General features: G+C 63.1%; 16 protein-coding genes. 4 read left to right on the forward strand and 12 right to left on the reverse strand.

The window, feature by feature from the left end; translation table 11 throughout:
* Nucleotides 1–155: 155 nt before the first annotated feature.
* A complete protein-coding gene (locus ACT6QG_RS06095) occupies nt 156–428 on the forward strand; it encodes an excalibur calcium-binding domain-containing protein (protein ID WP_444976678.1) in 273 nt (90 codons plus the stop codon).
* 42 nt (nt 429–470) lie between these two features.
* Here the strand turns inward: ACT6QG_RS06095 and ACT6QG_RS06100 are convergent, their stop codons facing one another.
* The 3 genes from ACT6QG_RS06100 to ACT6QG_RS06110 all read right to left on the reverse strand — a co-directional run bounded on the left by ACT6QG_RS06100 (nt 471) and on the right by ACT6QG_RS06110 (nt 4,721).
* Nucleotides 471–1,358: a LysR family transcriptional regulator gene (locus ACT6QG_RS06100; protein WP_444976679.1), complete on the reverse strand. Its 888-nt coding sequence runs from the start codon at nt 1,356–1,358 to the stop codon at nt 471–473.
* 96 nt (nt 1,359–1,454) lie between these two features.
* Nucleotides 1,455–3,836, reverse strand: coding sequence for a TonB-dependent receptor (locus ACT6QG_RS06105; protein WP_444976680.1), 2,382 nt, complete (start codon nt 3,834–3,836; stop codon nt 1,455–1,457).
* A gap of 177 nt (nt 3,837–4,013) precedes the next feature.
* Nucleotides 4,014–4,721: an SH3 domain-containing protein gene (locus ACT6QG_RS06110; RefSeq protein WP_444976681.1), complete on the reverse strand. Its 708-nt coding sequence runs from the start codon at nt 4,719–4,721 to the stop codon at nt 4,014–4,016.
* A 217-nt stretch (nt 4,722–4,938) separates the two neighbouring features.
* Between ACT6QG_RS06110 and ACT6QG_RS06115 the strand changes: the two genes are divergently transcribed.
* Nucleotides 4,939–6,477, forward strand: coding sequence for an ATP-binding protein (locus tag ACT6QG_RS06115; RefSeq protein WP_444976682.1), 1,539 nt, complete (start codon nt 4,939–4,941; stop codon nt 6,475–6,477).
* A 96-nt stretch (nt 6,478–6,573) separates the two neighbouring features.
* On the opposite strand, the gene ACT6QG_RS06120 is transcribed toward ACT6QG_RS06115, so the two are convergent.
* Nucleotides 6,574–6,861 carry a hypothetical protein gene (locus tag ACT6QG_RS06120; protein WP_444976683.1) on the reverse strand — a complete coding sequence of 96 codons (288 nt, stop codon included), beginning with the start codon at nt 6,859–6,861 and terminating at the stop codon, nt 6,574–6,576.
* Between the two features lie 342 nt (nt 6,862–7,203).
* On the opposite strand from ACT6QG_RS06120, the gene ACT6QG_RS06125 reads away from it, so the two are divergent.
* Both ACT6QG_RS06125 and ACT6QG_RS06130 read left to right on the forward strand, forming a co-directional pair.
* A complete protein-coding gene (locus ACT6QG_RS06125) occupies nt 7,204–8,070 on the forward strand; it encodes an alpha/beta fold hydrolase (protein ID WP_444976684.1) in 867 nt (288 codons plus the stop codon).
* 157 nt (nt 8,071–8,227) lie between these two features.
* Nucleotides 8,228–9,241 (forward strand): NAD-dependent epimerase/dehydratase family protein, encoded by a 1,014-nt coding sequence (locus tag ACT6QG_RS06130; protein WP_444976685.1) that lies wholly within the window; start codon nt 8,228–8,230, stop codon nt 9,239–9,241.
* A gap of 91 nt (nt 9,242–9,332) precedes the next feature.
* On the opposite strand, the gene ACT6QG_RS06135 is transcribed toward ACT6QG_RS06130, so the two are convergent.
* The 8 genes from ACT6QG_RS06135 to ACT6QG_RS06170 all read right to left on the reverse strand — a co-directional run bounded on the left by ACT6QG_RS06135 (nt 9,333) and on the right by ACT6QG_RS06170 (nt 20,697).
* The gene (locus ACT6QG_RS06135; RefSeq protein ID WP_444976686.1) at nt 9,333–10,655 is read right to left on the reverse strand and encodes a UDP-glucose dehydrogenase family protein; all 1,323 of its coding nucleotides are present in this window, start codon (nt 10,653–10,655) and stop codon (nt 9,333–9,335) included.
* Between the two features lie 160 nt (nt 10,656–10,815).
* Nucleotides 10,816–11,844: an ABC transporter ATP-binding protein gene (locus tag ACT6QG_RS06140; protein WP_444976687.1), complete on the reverse strand. Its 1,029-nt coding sequence runs from the start codon at nt 11,842–11,844 to the stop codon at nt 10,816–10,818.
* Between the two features lie 5 nt (nt 11,845–11,849).
* Nucleotides 11,850–13,436, reverse strand: coding sequence for an ABC transporter permease (locus ACT6QG_RS06145; RefSeq protein WP_444976688.1), 1,587 nt, complete (start codon nt 13,434–13,436; stop codon nt 11,850–11,852).
* A 189-nt stretch (nt 13,437–13,625) separates the two neighbouring features.
* Nucleotides 13,626–14,618, reverse strand: coding sequence for an iron ABC transporter substrate-binding protein (locus tag ACT6QG_RS06150; RefSeq protein WP_444976689.1), 993 nt, complete (start codon nt 14,616–14,618; stop codon nt 13,626–13,628).
* A 273-nt stretch (nt 14,619–14,891) separates the two neighbouring features.
* Nucleotides 14,892–15,719: a methylmalonyl-CoA decarboxylase gene (scpB, locus tag ACT6QG_RS06155; RefSeq protein ID WP_444976690.1), complete on the reverse strand. Its 828-nt coding sequence runs from the start codon at nt 15,717–15,719 to the stop codon at nt 14,892–14,894.
* A 172-nt stretch (nt 15,720–15,891) separates the two neighbouring features.
* Nucleotides 15,892–16,521, reverse strand: coding sequence for a trimeric intracellular cation channel family protein (locus ACT6QG_RS06160; RefSeq protein WP_444976691.1), 630 nt, complete (start codon nt 16,519–16,521; stop codon nt 15,892–15,894).
* 165 nt (nt 16,522–16,686) lie between these two features.
* On the reverse strand, nt 16,687–18,081 hold the full coding sequence (locus ACT6QG_RS06165) for a GntP family permease (protein ID WP_444976692.1): 1,395 nt from the start codon (nt 18,079–18,081) through the stop codon (nt 16,687–16,689).
* 564 nt (nt 18,082–18,645) lie between these two features.
* Nucleotides 18,646–20,697 (reverse strand): glycosyltransferase, encoded by a 2,052-nt coding sequence (locus ACT6QG_RS06170; protein ID WP_444976693.1) that lies wholly within the window; start codon nt 20,695–20,697, stop codon nt 18,646–18,648.

A 20,697-nucleotide genomic window follows, 5' to 3' on the forward strand; every position in this document is an offset into this window, starting at 1 on the left:
GAGGATAGGGCAGGAGGTGAGTGGCAGCGCCTGCCGGGGATCTTGCGCGTACCTTCCTGGCGGCAGGCCCTGCCTGGCCGCTTCTCCAGCCCCTGCCAAGGTTCAATTGCCCGCAATGGTTGCATATGCGCAACTCCTCCCGAGGGAGGCTTGGCATGCATTGTGAAAAGATCATCCGCACCGCCATCATTCTGGCGGTGGTGTCTGTGCCGGGAACCGCTCTTGCCCAAAGCTGCAAGGCGGCCAGAACATGTGCGGAAGCGGTGGAGATGTGGTGTGAAGGCTATGCCGCGGCGGACAGGGATGATGACGGCATTCCCTGCGAGAATGTCTGCACCTCAAAGCGGCAGGTGGATGCGCTCATGAAGAAGATCCCCGCCTGCGCCGATGATGTGGAGGATGATGACAGCGGGGAGCCAAAGCAATGACGCATGGCGCGCCGCCTCAGTCCGCCCGGGCTTCGGGCGCGCTCAGGCCGGGCTGGCCTCCTGCGCGAACTGCCTGACAAAACAGCGCAGGACCTCGGCAAAGGAGTCCGTGACCGGTGAGGACGAGCCGGGGCGCTGGTGGATCACATAATCCATCGTATCCAGCTTTGGCAGCCCGGCGCTTTCCGGCATTTCACTCAGGCCGGGGGTGATGAAATTGCGCCCGATCACCATCACGCCGACACCGGCCTCCGCGGCGGAGAGAAGGCCGAGCAGATTGCTGCCCTTGGCCACCGTCATCCATGTGCGGCGGGCATCCTGAAGGTTCTTTTCCACCATGTCGCGCGTGATGCTGGGGCCGAGATAGGTGATGAGCGGCACCGGATCCTCGATCCGTTCCCCGAGAATGGGCGGGGCACCGACCCAGACCATCTCCTCGCGCCAGACCACCTCGCCGGCGGGAAGCCCGCCATGGCTCTTGCCAAGAATGATGTCCGCCTCGCCCGAATGCAGGGAATCATGGATGAATTCGTTGCGCCCGGTCAGGAACTGCATCTCGAAACGGGGATGCTGGGAGCGGAAGATGCCGAGGAGGCGGGGCAGGTTGGTGGTGGCGAACTCGTCCTCTATGCCCACCTTCAGCACACCGTCGATGGGCGGCGTGTGCAGGCGGCGGCGCGCATCCTCGGCAATGGAGAGGATGGAGCGCGCATAGATGAGCATGGACTGGCCATCCGGGGTCAGTTCCACGCTGCGGGTGGTGCGCTGGAGCAGCGGGCGGCCGGCGCGTTTCTCCAGCCGTGAAATGCGCTGGCTCACCGTGGATTGCGCTATGCCGAGATATGCGGCGGCCTGACTGAAATTCCGCTTGGCTGCCACGGCCTCGAAAGCCTGCAAGTCATCGGTTTCGATCAGCTTGTTCTGCTCCATCGCGCCCTGCCTGATGCTGCTGTTCGGGCATCTGTACCGCTCATGATGGATTTGCACAAACTGGCCCGGGCTGTCTGCCCGGGCCAGCCGCATGCCTCAGAAGCGGATATTGGCGAAGCCGCGGACACTGCGTCCCGGCAGCGCGACTTCATTCTTGAAGGATGCGGAGTTGTAGATGTCCTCATCCAGCAGGTTGGTGCCTGTCAGGCCCACGGTGAGCATGACAGGGTTGGCCCCATAGGTGCCCAGCTGACGGGTATGACTGATTTCCGCATTCAGCAGATTGTAGCCGGGCGTGTCGGTCTCATGGGCGGCCACATCATTCTGCGCGAAGGCGTGCAGATAATTGATGCGGGCGGCAAAGGCATCATTGCCCCAGTACAGGCCGCCACCAAGGCGGTGCGGGGGCAGGCGCGGCACATAGGAGCCATCCGAGAAGGTGGCGTGAACGAAATCATACTGGCCCTCAATGCCCCATATGCCATTGGCAAGGCGGCCAACATCGAGCTGGGTCTTGATTTCCACGCCATAGAAGGTGGCATTGCGCTGGTCATAGATCACCTGATCGAACTCGCCTTGCGCCACGCCGCAGCTTGCGAAGGATTCGTTGCAGGAGATGCCCGTGAGCTGCTTGTAGATGAAGCCGTCAAACCAGGTGTAATAGCCGCTGACATCAAAGCGCCATGGCCCCTGCACGCGGGCAAAGCCCAGCTCGATGCTCTTCGCGCCCTCCTTCTCGAGATTGGGATTGCCGATATCGAACGTGCCGGTCGCGTGGTGCGAGCCCTTGGAATACAATTCCAGCGCTGCCGGTGCGCGTTCCACATATTGCGCGGTGAGGCGGCCGGTGATGCCGAAGGGCAGGTCCTGCAACAGGCCGAGAGAAGCGCTCATCGGCACGAAGGAGCGCGAGGCCGGGAAGGTCAGCAGATCTTCCGGCGGGGGCAGGTAATTGCCGGGAATATTGGCGCGCGCGCCCTTGATGTGCACGGTTTCGATACGGGCGGCGGCCTGCATGCGGAGGCTGTCTGTCAGATTCAGCTCCTCAAACAGATAGGCGGCGGCGCGGGTGGTGTGATAGGGCGCGAGAAAATCCTCCGCCTCACCCTCTGTATTCAGCTTTTCATAGTTCACCTGAAAGCCGAGAGCGCCGTTCAGCAGGCCAAGGCCGGTTGTGACCGGCACATGCTGAAGCTCCAGCCGGCCTTCCAGCGCCCGGCCCTTGAACGTGCCATGCACATATTCCACGCCCGGAAGGAGATGGGCGTGGTCATGGTGGTCGTCGTCATGGCCATGGTCGTGATCGTGATCATGGTCGTGATCGTGATCGTGATCGTGATCGTGGTCATGTGCGTGGTCGTCACCGTGATCATGCCCATGGTCATGATCGTGGTCATGATCGTGCCCGTGGTCATCGTCATGATCATGGTCGTGTTCATGATCATGCGCGTGTGGCAGGCCGCGCTCCTTGTGGCGATAGCTGGAAGCGCCGGTCCAGAAACGGATGGTCTGGATGGGGCCCTCACTCAGGTTGAACTCACCCTTTGTGAGCCATTTGAGCTGCTCCATGTCGATATTGGTTTTCAGCTCGGCCTCTTCCACGCCGGGAATGCCATAGCGTGAGGCATAGCGGATGAAAGCCGTGCCGATATAGCCCGTATCGAAATGATAGGTCAGGCCCAGCGCCTGTCCGTTCGAGCGGAGATAGGAATTGGGCTGAACCCCGCCGCCGGGAATGGCGTAATCCGATGCCGTGCGCCCGAACGCATCCGCGTGGAACGAGAAGTTCCCCTTGCGGGCATCGATAGTGATGGCGCCATCCACCCCGGCATCCACCGAGGCCGCGGCGCCCTTCATGTCGATGCGATAGCCGTCTGTGGTGAGTTCGGTGGGAATGCGGTTGTTCTCGGCATTCACCACGCCGCCAATGGCCTGCGAGCCATAGCGCAGGGTGGCCGGGCCGCGAATGACCTCGATGCGCTGGGTGGAGAGCGGATCAATCGGCACGGCATGGTCTTCGCCCAGCGTCGAGACATCCATGGAATCGATGCCATCCTCCTGCATCCGCACCCGGAAACTGTCGAGCCCGCGAATGACCGGGCGACTTGCTCCCGGCGCGAAGGTGGTGGAGGTCATGCCCGGCTGGGTGAAAAGCACATCCGCCAGAGTGGCGGCGGGGCTGAGATCGATCTGCTTCTCGCCGATCAGCGTCACGGGCACGAATGCGCCGGAAATGAAGGAGAAACTGCCCTGATCAAAAAAAGCCGCGGGTGCGTTGGATGAGGAAACGGGGCTGGCGGCCTGCACGGTGATGGTGGGCAGATCGAAATTCTCATCCGCTCCATTCGCATGTGTCTGCCCCTCTGCGCTCTGGGCATGGGCGCCCGTCGAAACCAGGGGTGTTCCCACCGCAAGAGCAAGAGATGAGGCCCGCGCGAGCAGAAAGAGCCGCCGCGTGAGTGCTGGACGCTGAATCACGATCTGTCCTCCAGATGATATAAAGTATCATCTACGAGGGGAGTCGAGGCGAGGCAACCAACCCGGCCGCATCCGGAGGCAAAGCTGTTGAAACTCAGATATACTGTTGCGCCAGAAGCACAGTGGCGGAAGCGGGAGGAAACAGGCGAGCAGGCGAGGGAGGTGAGCCGGGGCGGTTCAGTAATAGCATTTCGGCTTGTGCCCGCCGGGGCGGCTATAGGCGCTGCGCCCGCCGCAGCGATGGCCATTGCGCATGATGTCATAAGGACATTCGCAGCGCCCCTTATAGGCGGCGCGGACCGGTCCGCTCTTTCCCTGCGTGCCCTGCCGCCCCTGCGTTTCCTGCCGCGAAATGTGCGGCCTGTCCGTCCGTGCGGCCACTGGTGTGCTTCTTGTCGCCATCAGCGGAGCGGCGGTGCCGATTGCCGCCGGGACAGGGGTGGAAGACAGGAGATCCTCGCGCACCCATCCCTCGCTCCGGTCCATTTGCACCAGCCACCAGTTGCCGGAACGCCGGTGGGCGCGCAGTTCCGTCCCCGGGGCTGCGCGGGCGATAATCGGTGCGGTAGTGGAGGGCCGGGCCCGGATGTTCGCGCGGACACGGACATGAAGGATGCGCGGCTCTGGTGTCGCGGCGGGCTGCGCGGCCTCGGCCCAGTCCGCGCGGATGTGGGAGAGGCTCTCCTCCGTGTCGGGAACCGTTTCTTCCATCGCGGCCGGATACAGGAGGCTGGCGGGCAGGGTGACAGCCTGTGAAGAAACGGGAGATGCAGGCTGGCGTGCACCGCTCTCCGGCAGCGCCTCTTCCCCTCCACTCATCATCCATCCCGCAACGATGGCCAATAGCAGAAGCCAGCCCAGTGTCCTTGCGTTTCCGCCCCGCATGGCGCCCTCCCGTCTGGTGGAAGGGTGTCGTTTTCACAACTTTTAGTCGAGTCATTCTTTCTGCGCACCCAGAAGTGGATGCGAACAGGCGGCTTATATCTGCCACAGCACGGGAGAATTGCGCCTCCCATACCCGGGTGGAGTTGAACCGCCGGCAAGAATCGATATGAGTCCCGGCCATGACTGATCGCCGCTTCTTTGCAGGGTGGGTGTCGCCATGACGACGCCCGCCAAGGTCTCCATTGACCTCGGAACCCGCACCGGCGGGGGCACGGCCGTGCTGGACCTTGAGGAACTGCTGGCCACCCGCCTTCTGGTGCAGGGCAATTCCGGCTCCGGCAAATCCCACCTGCTGCGCCGCCTGCTGGAGCAGAGCGCGCCCTGGGTGCAGCAGGCGGTTATCGATCCGGAGGGGGATTTCGTCACCCTGTCCGAGCGTTACGGCCATGTGGTGGTGGATGCCCAGCGCGGGGAGGCGGATCTCCAGCGCATTGCCGCCCGCGTGCGGCAGCATCGCGTGTCCGTGGTGCTGAATCTCGAGGGGCTGGACAGCGAGCAGCAGATGCGCGCCGCTGCCGCCTTTCTGGGTGGCCTCTTCGATGCGGATCGCGATTTCTGGTATCCGCTGCTGGTGGTGGTGGATGAGGCACAGCTCTTTGCCCCCGCCGCCGCCGGCGAGGTTTCAGATGAAGCACGCAAGCTCTCGCTGGGGGCGATGACGAACCTGATGTGCCGCGGGCGCAAGCGCGGCCTTGCCGGGGTCATCGCCACACAGCGTCTGGCCAAGCTTGCCAAGAATGTGGCGGCGGAAGCCTCCAACTTCCTGATGGGCCGCACCTTTCTTGATATCGACATGGCCCGTGCAGCCGACCTGCTGGGCATGGAGCGGCGGCAGGCGGAAATGTTCCGCGATCTGGACAGCGGCAATTTCGTGGCCCTTGGCCCGGCCATGGCCCGCCGTCCGCTGCCGGTGCGGATCGGGCCGGTGGAAACCTCCGCCCGCTCCACCAGCCCCAAGCTTCTGCCCCTGCCCACGCCGGCCGCGGCGGAAGATGCCCATGACCTGATCTTCACCCCCGGTGCGGATGAGGCCGTGCGCCCGCTGGCCCCGCGCCGCATTGCCCCGGCCGTGGCCTCGACGGCGGATGTGCTGGAGCAGCTTGCCCGCAGCACGCCGCCCGCTCCCCCCTCTGCGCCCGAGCCATTGCCGAGCCTGTCTCCCGAGCAGAAACAGGCGGCGATAGATGAGGCGCTGCGTGAGATTCTGCGCGAGAGCGATGCCGGTTTCCGCACCATTGCTGTGCTCTATCAGGATTTTCTGGTGCGCTGCCGCATCCGCCGGGTGAGCGGGGAGGCGCTGAGCCTTGCCGCATTCCGGCGGCGACTGGCTGTCGCCCATGCCGGAATCGATATGGCCGAGGCCGAGGCGGAAGATTCGCCATGGAATGAGGTTCTCACCATGGCCGGCGCCTTGCCGGAGGATGCGCAGGGCGTTTTCCTCACCCTTGCCCGCGCCGCCTTTGATCGCCAGCCTTGCCCTTCGGATGCCGATGTGGCGCGGGCCTATGGCAGCCGTTCGCCCGGCCGCGCCCGCCGTCTGCTCGCCTATATGGAAGAGCGGCAGGTGATCGTGTGTCGCTCAGATGCCCGGGGCTGGCGCATCGTGGCGATTCCCGGCCTTGCCTGGGAAACCGGGCCGGGAGACCCGAATGCACCGGCCAGCGCCGTGCCTATGGGCGAAAAGCTGGCCGGTTGAATGGACTGGCCCGGCATGTGCCGGCGCAGTGAGAGAACATGACAACGCCCGGAATGCAGGAGATGCATCCGGGCGTTTTGCGTGGTGAAACCGTGCTCAGGCGGATTTGCGCCGGCCAAGCGCGCGATAGGCGATGAAGCCGCAGACCAGACCGGTGACAGCCCATTTGAAGGGCAGGGCATCGGCGGTTTCGCTGCGGATGGGGCGGACGGTGACGGTGCCGGGCCGGGAGGCATAGCCTGCTTCACCCCGGGCCTGTGCCTCGGAGATCTGCTGGGGTGACACCACCCATTGCGCGCCGCGCCATGTATCAAAAGCCATATAGCCTCCTCCCACGATGACCGCGACAAGGAGGGCGAGAAGAATACGGGCAGACTGTTTCATGACGCTTTTATAGCGATGCCGCGCCGCAGTGCACACAAACCGGCCACGCCCGCACACAGCCTTGGGTTGGCCCATGGGCCCCGCGCGAGGATGCGAGAGCAGAGCCCGGCTCGATTGCTGCGGACACAGGCAGGTTGTACTGTCATGCTATCGACGTGTGCTTTTGTCATGAAGGCCGGAAGGCCGTAACTGGGAACGGCATGCATTGGCATTGATCGTGCAGAGATGCAGAACTCTTGCCGGGGTGGGTGAGGTGAGGCTTCCGTTTCTGAAACCCGACCAGTCATCAGGCAGGTCTTGCAGCATGTGCAGCCGGCGTGCTGCCTTTTGTGTCTGCCTGCAATGATGAAGAGCTTTCTGGCCGAAGACGGTGCGCGTCTTGCCTATTGCGATGCGGGCGAGGGATTGCCGCTTCTGGCACTGGCCGGTTTCACCCGCTGCAGCCGCGATTTTGATTATCTGGCCCGCCATTTGCCGGATGTCCGTCTCATCCGGCTGGACAGCCGCGGGCGTGGCGAGTCGCAGTGGACCGGGGCCGGAACCTACAATCTGATGCAGGAAACCCGGGACGCCATCGCCCTTCTGGATCATCTCGGGGTGGCGCGTGCGGCCATCATCGGCTCATCGCGCGGTGGTCTTGTCGGCATGATGATGGCTTTTACGGCGCGTGAGCGTGTAATCGGGCTGTGTCTCAATGATGTGGGGCCGGTGATGGCGCGTGAGGGCCTGATGCGGATCGGCACCTATATTGGTGTCGAGCCGGCGGTGCCCACCCTGGAGGAAATCGCCGATCGCATGCCCGCCGCCATGCCAGGCTTCGAGAATGTGCCGGAACTGCGCTGGGAGCAGGAGACGATCCGCCGCTATGTCCAGACCAGCCATGGCGTGACCTTGCCCTATGACCCCGAGCTGCGCACGGCTTATGAAATGGCCATGGCTGCCCCGGCAGGGGATGCCTGGCCGCTTTTCGAGGCCTGCGCCGGCCTGCCGCTGATGCTGGCGCGCGGGGTGAATTCCGATGTGCTGAGCCTTGCGGTGGCGGATGCGATGCTGGCCCGCCGCCCGGACATGATCCGGGTTGATGTTCCCGATCGCGGACACACGCCTTTTCTGGATGAGCCGGAGGTTCTGGAAGCCATCGGCCAGTGGCTTGAGCGCTGCGGGCACGGGGAGCAGGAGCGCCCGCATCTCATGGTCGCGTCCCTGTAACCGGCCGGCGCATGGGCGCCGTGCGCGTGGCGCTGCCATAAGGTGAGGTGGGCGGCGGAGAATTGCGCTATTGTCCGGCCATGTTCGGGTGTCGGTTTCGCAAGGGCAGGGATTTTGCCCCGCTGTCCCGCGGGCCGGCTGGAATGGCAAGGGAAAGATGCGCAAGGTTCTCATTACAGGCACCGCCGGTTTCATCGGCTTCCATCTGGCCCGGCTTCTGCTCTCGGAAGGCTTCAGGGTTCACGGCTATGATGGGATGACGGACTATTATGATGTCCGTCTGAAACAGGAGCGCCACGCTTTGCTGCTTCAGCATGAGGCGTTTTCGGCAACCGAGGGCCTGCTGGAGGACCATGCGCTGCTGGATGAGGTTTCAGACCGGTTCGCACCGGACATGATCGTCCATCTCGCCGCTCAGGCCGGGGTGCGCTACAGCCTGGAAAACCCGCGCGCCTATATCGATTCCAACATTGTCGGCACATTCAATGTGATGGAAGTGGCGCGCCGGCTGCGTGTCCGCCATCTGCTCATGGCCTCCACCTCATCGGTCTATGGCGCCAATGACGAAATGCCGTTCACCGAGACGGAAAAGGCGGATACCCAGCTCACCATCTATGCGGCAACGAAGAAGGCCAATGAAAACATGGCCCATTCCTATGCGCATCTGTGGAACCTGCCCGTCACCATGTTCCGCTTCTTCACCGTTTATGGACCGTGGGGCCGGCCGGATCTTGCGCTCTACAAGTTCGTGGATGCGGTTCTCGATGACCGGCCCATCGACATCTACAATAATGGCGACATGTATCGCGACTTCACCTATATCGACGATCTGGTGCGCGGCATTCGCCTGCTGATGGATGCCATTCCCGTGCGTCCCTCCTCGAAAGAGGAGATTGTTGCGGGAGACAGCCTCTCCCCCGTTGCGCCCTTCCGTGTGGTGAATATCGGAAATTCGGACAAGGTGCGGCTGCTGGACTTCGTGGATGCGATCGAGGCGTGCCTCGGCAAAAAGGCGATCCGCAATTATATGGAGATGCAGAAGGGGGATGTTCCGGCCACCTGGGCCAATGCCGAACTGCTCCAGCGCCTGACCGGCTACCGCCCGCAGACGGATGTGCGCACCGGCATCGCCCATTTTGTGCGCTGGTTCCGGGACTATTACGGCAAGTGAGGGATTTGGGCGCAAGGCCCGGCATGCCCCCGCGGGACATGCCTCCACCGCTTCCTTCCATCATCCCGCCATCTGTGCGGAATGATGCGCCTCAGCTCTCTGAAGGCGCAGCGCCCTGGCCGACATTGGTATAGGAGAAGCCGTGGCGGGTGACCTCGTCGCGGCGGTAGATATTGCGCAGATCAACCAGAACCGGGCGGCGTACAAGGGTTTTCAGCCGGCCCAGATCCAGCGCGCGGAACTGGTTCCACTCGGTGACGATGACGACGGCATCCACCCCTTCGGCAGCCTCATAGGGGCCTTCCGCATAGGTCACATTGTCGATGACCTTGCGGGCATTCTCCATGCCCTCCGGGTCATAGGCCGAAATCCGCGCCCCGTGGTCCTGAAGCGCCTGGATGATGGAAATGGCCGGGCTGTCGCGCATGTCATCGGTATTGGGCTTGAAGGTCAGACCCAGAATGGCGATGCGCTTGTCGCGCACATCCCCGTTCAGCGCCGAGATGACCTTGCGCGCCATCGCCCGCTTGCGATTGTCATTGATTGCGACCGTGGCCTCGATCAGGCGCATGGGGCTGTCATGGTCCTGCGCGGTTTTCACCAGCGCCAGCGTATCCTTGGGAAAGCAGGAGCCGCCATAGCCCGGCCCGGCATGCAGGAACTTGGAGCCGATGCGCCCGTCCAGCCCGATGCCGCGCGCCACCTCCTGCACATTGGCGCCCACCTTCTCGCAGAGGTCGGCGATCTCGTTGATATAGGTGATCTTCATGGCCAGAAAGGCGTTGGCCGCATATTTGATGAGCTCGGAGGTGCGCCGGCTGGTGAACAGAATCGGGGCCTGATTGAGATAAAGCGGGCGATAGACCTCGCTCATCACCTCCCGGGCGCGCTCGTCATCAAGGCCCAGAACAATCCGGTCCGGACGCTTGAAGTCCTCGATGGCGGCGCCTTCCCGCAGGAATTCTGGGTTTGAGACCACGGCGATATCGGCATCCGGGTTGGTTTCGCGGATGATGCGCTCCACCTCGTCACCGGTGCCGACGGGAACGGTGGATTTGGTGACCACCACCGTGAAGCCTGTCACGGCTTGGGCAATCTCGCGGGCGGCGGCATGGACATAGGAAAGGTCCGCATGACCATCCCCGCGGCGGGAGGGGGTGCCGACCGCGATGAACACCACATCCGCCTCCGCCACGCCGGCCTTCAGATCCGTGGTGAAGGAGAGGCGCCCGGCCTTCACATTATCCTGCACCAGCGCCGCAAGGCCGGGCTCATAGATCGGGATTTCGCCGGCCTTCAGGGCGGCGATTTTGCCCTCGTCCTTGTCCATGCAGGTCACGTCGTGTCCGAAGTCGGCAAAGCAGACGCCAGATACCAGGCCCACATAGCCGGAGCCGATCATCATGATGCGCATATGGGAACCTCTGACAGCAGGACAGGAAGAACGGGCGGGCGGAAACTAGGCGCTTTCCCGGATACTGCCAAGTGCCCGCGCAGGCTCTGGCGCATGGCGCATCCGGCCCCGCATCACAGGCCATATGCGCCCTTTGCATGACAGTGGTGAGTCTGTTCCCTCACTCCTGCAGGATCACCGCGGGCGCACGGGCCATGAGGCCGACATGTTCGCCCACCCGCGTTTCCGCGCGCGCATCTGCCGAGATGCCGGACAGAACCTGCACACGGGTTCCATCTTCCGCCTGCACCAGAAAGGAGACGGCATAGCCGCGAAAGATGCGTTCCACGACCCGAAAAGCCGGGCGACCGGTTTCTGCCGCGCACAGTTCAAGCGTTTCGGGGCGCAGGCAGAGGGTGAGGGGGCCATGGGCCTGCGCCGCCAGCATCACCTCGCCCAGAACCGTTTGGGCTGTCTGCCCGCTCGCGGTTCCGGGCAGGATATTGGCCGCCCCCAGAAAGCCGGCCACGAAGCTGTTTTGTGGCCGGGCATATACCTCTTCCGGCGGGCCGGACTGCTCCAGACGCCCGGCCTTCAGCACGGTGATGCGATCAGCGAAGGAGAGCGCCTCTTCCCGGTCATGCGTCACAAAGAGAATGGCTATGCCGCTGCCCTTGAGCAAGGTGCGGATGTCTCGCCGCGCCGCCTCGCGCAGGGAGGCATCGAGATTGGAGAAAGGCTCATCCAGCAGCAGCAAGCCGGGGCGGGCGGCCAGCGAGCGGGCCAGCGCCACGCGCTGCTGCTGGCCGCCGGAAAGTTCTGCCGGATAGCGTTTTTCAAGGCCGTCCAATTGCAGCATGGCCATATGCTCGCGCACCAGCGCCACCCGCTCGGCCCGGGGCAGGCGGTTGAGGCCGAAGCCGATATTGGCTTCAACCGTCAGATGCGGAAACAGGGCGTAATCCTGAAAGACAATGCCAATGTCCCGCGCTTCCGGGGCAAGGGTGGTGATAGGCTGCCCGCGCATGGTGATGGTGCCGCAATCCGGTGTCTCGAAGCCGGAAATCAGCCGCAACAGGGTGGACTTGCCGCAGCCGGAGGGGCCTATCAGGGCATGAATCTCCCCATCATCCAGATCAAGGCTCACCGCATCCACCGCGCGTGTTGTGCCGAAGGTCTTGGTGAGGGCGGAAAGGGAGAGCAGGGGCATGGCACTCATTGCTGCTGGCGACCGCGACCGGAGTGGGACAGCACCAGCCCGATGAACAGGCCGGAGAACAGGATCATCAGCCCCGCATAGGGCGCGGCATCAAACAGGGCGCCCTCAATGGTGCGCGAGAAAACGCTCATGGCCAGCGTATGGGTGCCGGTGGGGGAAAGCAGCAGGGTGATGGGCAATTCCTTGGCCGCAACCATGAACACCAGCACGCCGCCGGCGATGAGCGCGCGCAGCAGCTGCGGCAGTGTCACGCGGGAAAAAGCCTCAAGGGGGCGGCATCCCAGCGCCCGCGCGGCTTCCTCCACACGCGGGCCAAGCTGGAGCAGCCGCGCCCGCGCCGGGCCAATGGCCAGCGCCAGAAAATGCAGGGCCAGCGTGGTAATGAGCAGGGCAAGGCTCTGATAGAGAAACGGCACGGCTGAAAGCGAAAAGAAGGCCATGGCCAGCGCGAAGGGCAGGGCTGGCACCGCATAGCCCAGATACACCATCCGCTCGCTGAGAAAGGCCAGACGTCCCGGATAGCGCGCGCTGATCAGGGCGACCGGAATCGCCGCCGCCATGGCGATCAGTGCCACAGGCCCGGCGATCATCAGGGTTTGCAGGGCGGAATGGCCGATGGCCAGCCAGTCCACCGCATCCGGCGCGCGCATCAGCCAGAACAGGATGACGCTGAACGGCACACCAAGGGATGCCAGCAGAACCAGTGCGACAAACAGGGCGGCCGGCACAGCCCATTTGCCCAGTGCGCGGCGGGGCACGGGCCGCGCGGCACCGGTGCCGGAGCGCGAGAGGCGCACCTTGCGCATGGCCCAGGCCTCCATCAGCAGAAAGGAGCCGGCCAGGGCCATCAGCATCAGCGAAAGCCAGGCCGCATAATAGACCTCGAAGGCCCCGGCATACTGGTTGTAGATGGCGGAGGAGAACACATCATAGCGCATCAGCGCGATCGCGCCGTAATCCCCCACCGTATAAAGCGCGATCACCAGCCAGCCGGAGAGGAAGGCGGGCTTGAGATGGGGCAGGATGACATGGCGGAAAATGGCGGCCGGGGTGCGCCCCAGGCTGCGTGCGCTTTCCTCCAGCGCCGGGTCCAGCGATGACAGCGCCGCGCGCAGATTGAGGAACAGATAGGGGAAGACATAGAGCGCCAGCGCCAGCGTTGCCCCGACCAGTCCTTCCAGGCGCGGCAGACGCAGGCCGAAAAACTGGTTGAGCGGGCCATAATAGCCGGAAAGCCCGATGAGCGCATAAGCCATCACATAGCCGGGAATGGCCAGCGGCAGGGTGAACAGCACGCTGAACAGCCCCGCAAAGGGCAGGCGGTAGCGCGTGACCAGCAGCGCCAGCGGCAGGGCGATGAGCGTGGACAGCGCCACCACACACACCACCAGCGCCAGCGTGTTGAACAGAAGCATGGCCGTGGCCGGACGCCACAGCAGGAAGGTCAGCTCATCCCACTCCACATTGGAGGCGCGCATGAGCAGATAGACCAGCGGCACAAGCATGGCCCCGCCTGCCACAAAAGCCGGTATGGCCAGCAGCAGGGGCGCGCGCGCCGTGCTGGAGGTCTGGTCCTGGGCCATGGGCAGAGGTGCTTTCCGAGCAGATGGGATGACAGACTGATCCTTATGCGCCGGGAAGGCATTTGTCAGGCGCAAAAGGCCGGGCGCTGTTTGGCCGGGCTCTGGTGCGGGTGCATTTGTGGATAGCGCACCGGTCATGCCGGCCTGAGGGCATGGACAGCCGCGCCGCCCATGCCCGAAGCCCATGGATCAGAGCAGGCCCAGATCGGTCAGCATCTTCTTGGTGCCGGCGGTGTCTGCCAGCGCATCCTGCTTCACGTCCGGCGCCACCTCTTCAGGGTTGGAGACAGCCCCGAGCGCGGGATTGTTGATCACACCCTTGACGACCGGATATTCGCCCACCGTGGAGACGAAATACTGCTGGGCTGCCGGGGAGAGCAGGAATTCGACGAATTTGGTGGCGTCGTCCTTGTCATCCGATGACTTGACCACACCCGCACCGGAAACGAACAGCAGGTTGCCCGCATCGCCCTTCTCGAAGAAGGTCTGCTCCACCGGGAACTTGGCATCGCGATGCTTGAAGCGCGGCAGATAATAGTTGTTCACCAGCGCGGCGTCGATCTCGCCATCCGCAATGGCCTGGATCAGCGCGGTATTGTTGGAATAGGTGCGCGCGCCATTATCCACCAGCCCCTTCACGAAAGCGCGGGCCTTGTCCTCCCCTTCCTGCGCGCGCAGCGCCGTGAGGAAGGCCTGGAAGGAGGCATTCTTGGGGGCAAAACCCACCTTGCCCTTCCATTCCGGCTTGGTCAGATCGGTGACATGCTTGGGCAGGGCATCCGCCTTCACCCGCTCGGTGGAATAGGCCAGTGTGCGGGCGCGCGCGGATGTGCCGATCCAGTTCTTTGCAGGGTTGCGGTAGATCTCGATCTGTTCCTCGAACAGGCCGTCGGGCAGAATGGCCAGGAGGTCCGTATTGGCGCCCAGCGCGCCTGAATCCTGGGCGATGAACACATCGGCGGGGCTCTTGTCGCCTTCCTCGCGCAGCAGGGCGGAGAGTTCGGCGGTGGAGCCGTAGCGGGTCTTGGTCTTGACCCCGGTCTGCGTCTCGAACTGCTTGATGATGGGGGCGATGAAGCTTTCGCCGCGGCCGGAATAGATCACAAGCTCATCCGCCATGGCCGGCAGGGCCAGTGCAAGGCTGGAGAGGGCAAGAAAAGAGGCACGCAGGGTTTTTCTCATGAACCACTCCATCTGCTCGACAAGATCAGGCCATGGCTGCGCAGACCCTTCCGCAGGATCTGTGCAGTGCTTCATATGCTTGGAGCAGGTCCATGCCCGATCGGGTAAAAGTGATGGATTGATAGCTTAAATGAGGGGTGAGAGAAACAGGTTATTACTTCATCCTGAAAATATGCAGTATATTGGAATAGGTATAATCTGATGATCTGGAAGGATGCCCGCACAGCCGGCACAACTCATGCCGGCTGTGCGTTTGTGGTGTGAAGTGGGGGTCTAGCGGCCGTAAAATACCGGCTTGCGCTTCTCCAGAAAGGCATTGATGCCTTCCTTGTAGTCCTCGCTGTCATAGATTTCGCGGCGCATGTCCTGCAATCTTTCAAAGACCTGCGCGGAGATAGGCTGGTAATCGCTCAGAACCCGAAGCTGCTCCTTCACAACCGCAATCGCCAAAGGGGCCTTTGAAGAGATGAGGCCCGCAAGGTTCTGCGTATATGACTCTATTTCCTCTGCGGAAACCAGATGGTTGATGATCCCCCACTGGCGGGCATCTTCCGCATGGACAGGTGCGGCCGAAAAGAACATTTCCTTGATCAGGTTCAGCGGCAGGCGGTTCAGGCAGTGCAGCAGGCCCGTGGTGTTGTAGGGCAGGCCCAGATTGGCGGGCGTGATGGCGAAGCTGGAGGTGTCATCGGCAATGATGATGTCGCAGGAGAGCACGAGATCGAACGCGCCGCCCCACACGGTGCCCTGCACCATGGCGATGACCGCGCCCGGATAGGTGCGGATGGCGCGCAGGGCCCGTTCCAGCGGGTCTGCATAGCCCAGCGGGTCTTCACCCCCCTTGGGCAGCTCGCGAATGTCATGGCCGGCAGACCACACCTTCATGCCCGGAGCAGCCCGCAGGATGACGCTGCGCACCGAAGCGCCACGGAAGGCTTCAAGCTGTGCCATCAGGGCATCCAGCAACTCCCGGCTCAGGGCATTGCGCTTTGCCGGATTGTTGAGGGTGATGGTGCCCACCATGCCATCCACCTCGCCCGTCACGATCGGGGTCTGGGGTGCGTTTCCGGCAGTGGCTGGGGTGGTATCGGTGCTGGTCATGCCCGGTTTTCCTGAAGCTTTCCACGGGAGTTGCGGAGATGTGGAGCGTTTTCATGTTTCATTGGAATAGTGAAACACTCCACATGGGTGCGCGAATGCATTCTCTACAGGCGGGATGGCTTCCAGCCCGCCGGAAAATGCTCTGGAGACAGGGTGTGGGCCGAACGGCGGATCAATGCAATGTTTTCGTGTAAACGAATTTCGGCATGCCCCAACTGAAGCGTATGGCCATGAGGCGCAAGGCGAGGCCAAAGATCATGGCGCCAATCATCACCGCATCATGCGGCAGGCCCAGCCATTCCCCGGTGACATAGAGCAGCCCGGTGACGATGGAGACCGTGGCATAGAGCTCCGCGCGGAACAGCAGTGGCACATCGGCGCACAGAACATCCCGCAGCACGCCGCCCATGCAGCCGGTAATCATGCCGGAGGCGATGATGATGATGACAGGCATGTTCATGCCCATGGCGATATTGCAGCCAATGACCGTGAACACCACAAGGCCGACAGCATCCAGAAACAGGAAGACATGCCGCAAATGGTGCATGTAGCGGGCAATGAGGATGGTGAAGAGGGCGGCAAAGCCGGTGATGAGCAGATAATGCGGGTGCTCCACCCATGTCAGCGGATAGCGCCCCAGCAGCACATCGCGCACGGAGCCGCCGCCAAGCGCGGTGATGCATCCCAGAAGATAGACGCCGACCCAGTCCATCTCCCGCCGTCCGGCAGCAAGGGCCGCTGTCATCGCCTCGGCGACGATTGCGATGATGTAGCAGATGAAAAGGAGTTGGGCGGTTTCCATATCCATGCCTCTCAAGCGGTCGTGACGGCTGCGGGCAATGGATTCTGGCCGGCCCCGACAAAGCTGCGCATAGCATGAGTGCTGTGGCGCTTCCATGCCCCGAAGAGCCGGATGAAGGGGCGTGTTCCGGCGGCAGGGCAGGGCCTGCCGCCGGAGTATCGGTCCTCAGACGAGGCCGGTGGTGTAGTACAGGGCGATCGCGAAGAACACCGCTGCGGTCTTGATCAGGGTGATGGCGAAGATATCCGGGTAGGACTGCTTGTGCGTCAGCCCGGTCACGGCCAGCACGGTGATGACGGCGCCGTTCTGGGGCAGCGTATCCATGCCGCCCGAGGCCATCGAGACGATACGGTGCAGCACTTCCATGGGGATGCCGGCGGAATTGGCAGCCTGCACGAAATGCTCACCCAGGGCGGCAAGGGCGATGCTCATGCCACCCGAGGCCGAGCCGGTGATGCCGGCCAGCGTGGACACGCTCACCGCGGCATTGACCAGCGGGTTGGGGATGGAGACCAGCGCGTCCTTCACGATGAGGAAGCCCGGCAGGGTGGCGATAACCGCACCGAAGCCATATTCGGAAGCGGTGTTCAGACCCGCCAGCATGGCGCCGGCCACGGCCTGCTTGCTGCCTTCCGCAATCTTCTGCGAAACGGTCTTCCAGGCGGTGATGAGGATGAACACGATGCCGATGAGCAGCGCGCCCTGAACCGCCCAGATGCCGACGACAGAGTTGATGCTGGTGACGAGGGGTTCCTTCATGCCCGGCATGGACACGATGGCGCTGTCGCCGTACCAGACCGGGATCATGCGGGTGAGGATGAAGTTCGCCACACCGATGAGCACAAGCGGGGTGATGGCGAGATAGGGGTTGGGCAGGTGGTCCTTGTCCACCGCATCCGGCTCGTTCAGGAGCGGACCGCTGGCATAGCCCTCACCCCTGGCCACGCAGCTGCGGCGACGCCAGTTCAGATAGAGCACGCCCACGATCAGGATGAAGATCGACGACACGATGCCGAGGGCGGGTGCCGCCCAGGTGGTGGTGCCGAAGAAGGTGGTGGGGATGATGTTCTGGATCTGCGGGGTGCCCGGCAGCGCATCCATGGTGAAGGAGAACGCGCCGAGGGCGATCACGCCCGGAATGAGGCGCTTGGGGATCTGGTTCTGGCGGAACAGCTCGGCCGCGAACGGATAGACCGCGAACACCGCCACGAACAGCGAGACGCCACCATAGGTGAGCAACGCGCAGACCACGACGATGACGAGAATGGCCTGATCGGCGCCGATCCAGCGGATGACAGCGGCGACAATGGCCTTCGAGAAGCCGGAAAGCTCGATGAGCTTGCCGAAGATCGCACCCAGCAGGAAGACCGGGAAGTAGTTCTTCACGAACCCGACCATGGCGGTCATGAAGGTGCCGCTGAACATTGGCGCGACACTTGAGGGGGAGATCAACAGGACCGCAGCCAGTGCAGCCACAGGTGCCATGATGATGACACTATAGCCGCGATATGCGGCGAACATCAGGAATGCCAATGCCGCTAATACGACAACTAATTCCATGTTTTCCTCCAGCTGGATGGCGAGTGCGGAGTTTTGTTGGTCTTGTTCTGATCTTTACAAAAGCTATGAATCCGGAAGACGCATAACGTGCAGAAAAAAACAGGCAACTTCCCGAATCCGGAGCGATAACCCCACATGTGAGCAGTTTGCTCATTTATAAGCAGTATGTGGCAATGGCATAAAATGCACAGAATGCCAAATTTCTGTATCCACAGGGGGCAGAAGCCGTCAATGTCATGGGAAAGGGGGAAGCATTCTCTCCTTTATGTGGCTTACCATGCGTAATGCTTGAACTTCTCTGTATAAAGAGAAGCTCCGGGCCGTGTGGGCCGGCCTCTATTGGCGCGGCAAGGCTCCTGCATTTCCAGCACAATACAGGCGCGCGGCCATCCGGCGGGCAAGCGCCGCCATCCGCCTGTCCCGGACAGGGCGGGATCATGGCCGGATGCCGCCCCGTGTCTCACAGCCGGCGGCCGGCTTCCCTGGTCTGTCCGGGAGAAGGGCGCGGCATCTTGTCTGCGGGTTTTCCCTTAGGTGCGCGCGTGGGGGGCGCGGAAAAAACCTTCACCCCGCCCCGGTGCGCGCAATGTCGGGCAGCTCCAGATCAAAAGCCTTGATCTGCGCCGCCAGCTCCGGCGGTACATCCATCTGTTCCAGCGCCAGCCCTTCCGCCAGATAGCGCAGAAAGTGCGGATTGGACTGCCACTGCCGCTCCCGCTCGAACAGTTCCGCATAAAGGGCGGGATGCTTCTTCATCAGGCGGGCATCCTTGATGAAGAAGCGCGAGCGTTCCGGCAGGCTTTCCCGCTCTATGGAGCGCAGGTGCGGAGGGTGATAGAGCCACGCCTCGCGCGAGAAGGGCACCGGGCCGAAATTGCGGATTCGCCAGCCAAGGTCCGTATCCTCGCGGAAATGGGGGTTTTCAAACCCGATATCGAACCCGCCCACCGCCTGAAACACATCGGAGCGCACAAACAGGTTGGCGGTCATGAAGCCGATGCCCTCCAGCCCGATATTGGTGACAGGCCGATAGGCAGGATCATCCACCTTGTCGGAGAGGATGAGCCCCTCCAGCCCCGCGATCTCCTCATCCCGGAAGCGGATGGCCGCCGCGGAAAGCCAGCTTGCCGGGGGCTGGGTATCATCATCGGTGAAGGCCAGAATATCACCGCAGGCCAGCGCCGCGCCCATATTGCGGGCTGTCACCGCGCCGCGCACATCGGTGTGGACATAGGCAAGGTCAATGCCGAAATCCTCATCCGCCCCCGCCCAGCGCTGCCGGCTCTGATCTACCACGATCACCTCGAAATCGCGGTAATCCTGCCGGGAAAGGCGGGAGATGACATCGCGCAGCATGTCATGGCGCTCATAGGTGGGCACGATGACAGAGAATTTCGGGCGCTTGCCCAGACGCTTGTATTGGCGGGTGATGATGCGGCCAAGCTGGGCGGAAATCCGCTCCCATGAATAGAAGCGCTTCACCTGCTCCAGCGCATGGGTGCGCAGATGCGCCCGCTCATCCCCATGGCCTGCAACACGGGCGACAGCCTTGGCGAACTCCGCCGGCGGCGCCACGAGAAACGCCTCGGCGGAGGTTTCAATGCCCCGTGCGCCGGTGGGCGTGGCGATGGTGGGCAGGCCGCAGGCCATGAATTCCAGCATCTTGATATTGGTGCCGGAACCGCTGAACATCGGGTTCACGGCCATGTCGGAGGCCGCCAGCCACACATCCTTGTCTTCTTCCGAGAGCCGCCCGGTAATGGTGACATTGGGGGCTGAAGGCTGAGCCATGCCTTCTCCCACGCCCCCGGCCACCACAAAGCGCACCTGCGGGAGAGCCGGACCAAGCTGGTTCACGATGAAGCGGGCCGCTTCCACATTCGGCTCATAGGCGGAGCCGAGGAAAATGGCGAGCGGCTCCGGCCCCAGCCCCAGCCGGGCCTTGGCGGCGGCGCGCCGGGCCTCGTCCGCCGGGGGCGTGCGCTCGGTGAATGCGCCATTGGGCACGACACGGGTCTTGGCCGGAGAGATGCCGAACAGGCGGGTGAAGGCGCGGGCATCATCCTGCGAGCAGGCCAGAACCAGATCCGCCGCGTGGCACAGCATCCGCTCGATGCGCACCACCTCGCGCACGATCTGCGTGCCGGTGCCGCCATCATCCAGCAGCTTCATGCGCAGGATGCTTTCGACATTGTGGGAGTCATAGATCACCAGCTGGCGGCTGCGATCCAGAAGATCCGCTGTCGGCGGATAGAGCCAGGGATGGGAATAGATGACCACATCCGCCTCGCGCACGGCCGCGCGCGTGCGTTCCAGATAGGCGGGGGAGAGGTCGACCTGGGTGTGGAAGGCGGAATCGATGACGGTCCTGCCGCCGGCGGACTGGGAGAGTTGGGATGCCGCCTGAAAATGCGGGGGCTCCAGCGGCACCATCACTTCGCGCAGGGTGGGGGAGAGTTTCTGGTCGCGCGGCTTTTCGCCGGGCCAGTCATAGGTGCCCACATAGGTGGCGGCGATATGCGCGCCAAGGCCGTGATACAGGCCCAGAAGCCGCAGGCGTCCCCCGCCGACGGGCGGATCGATGGGCTGCATGTCCAGAATGGTGACGCGTAACAT

This window comes from Haloleucobacter ellipsoideus, assembly GCF_052491725.1.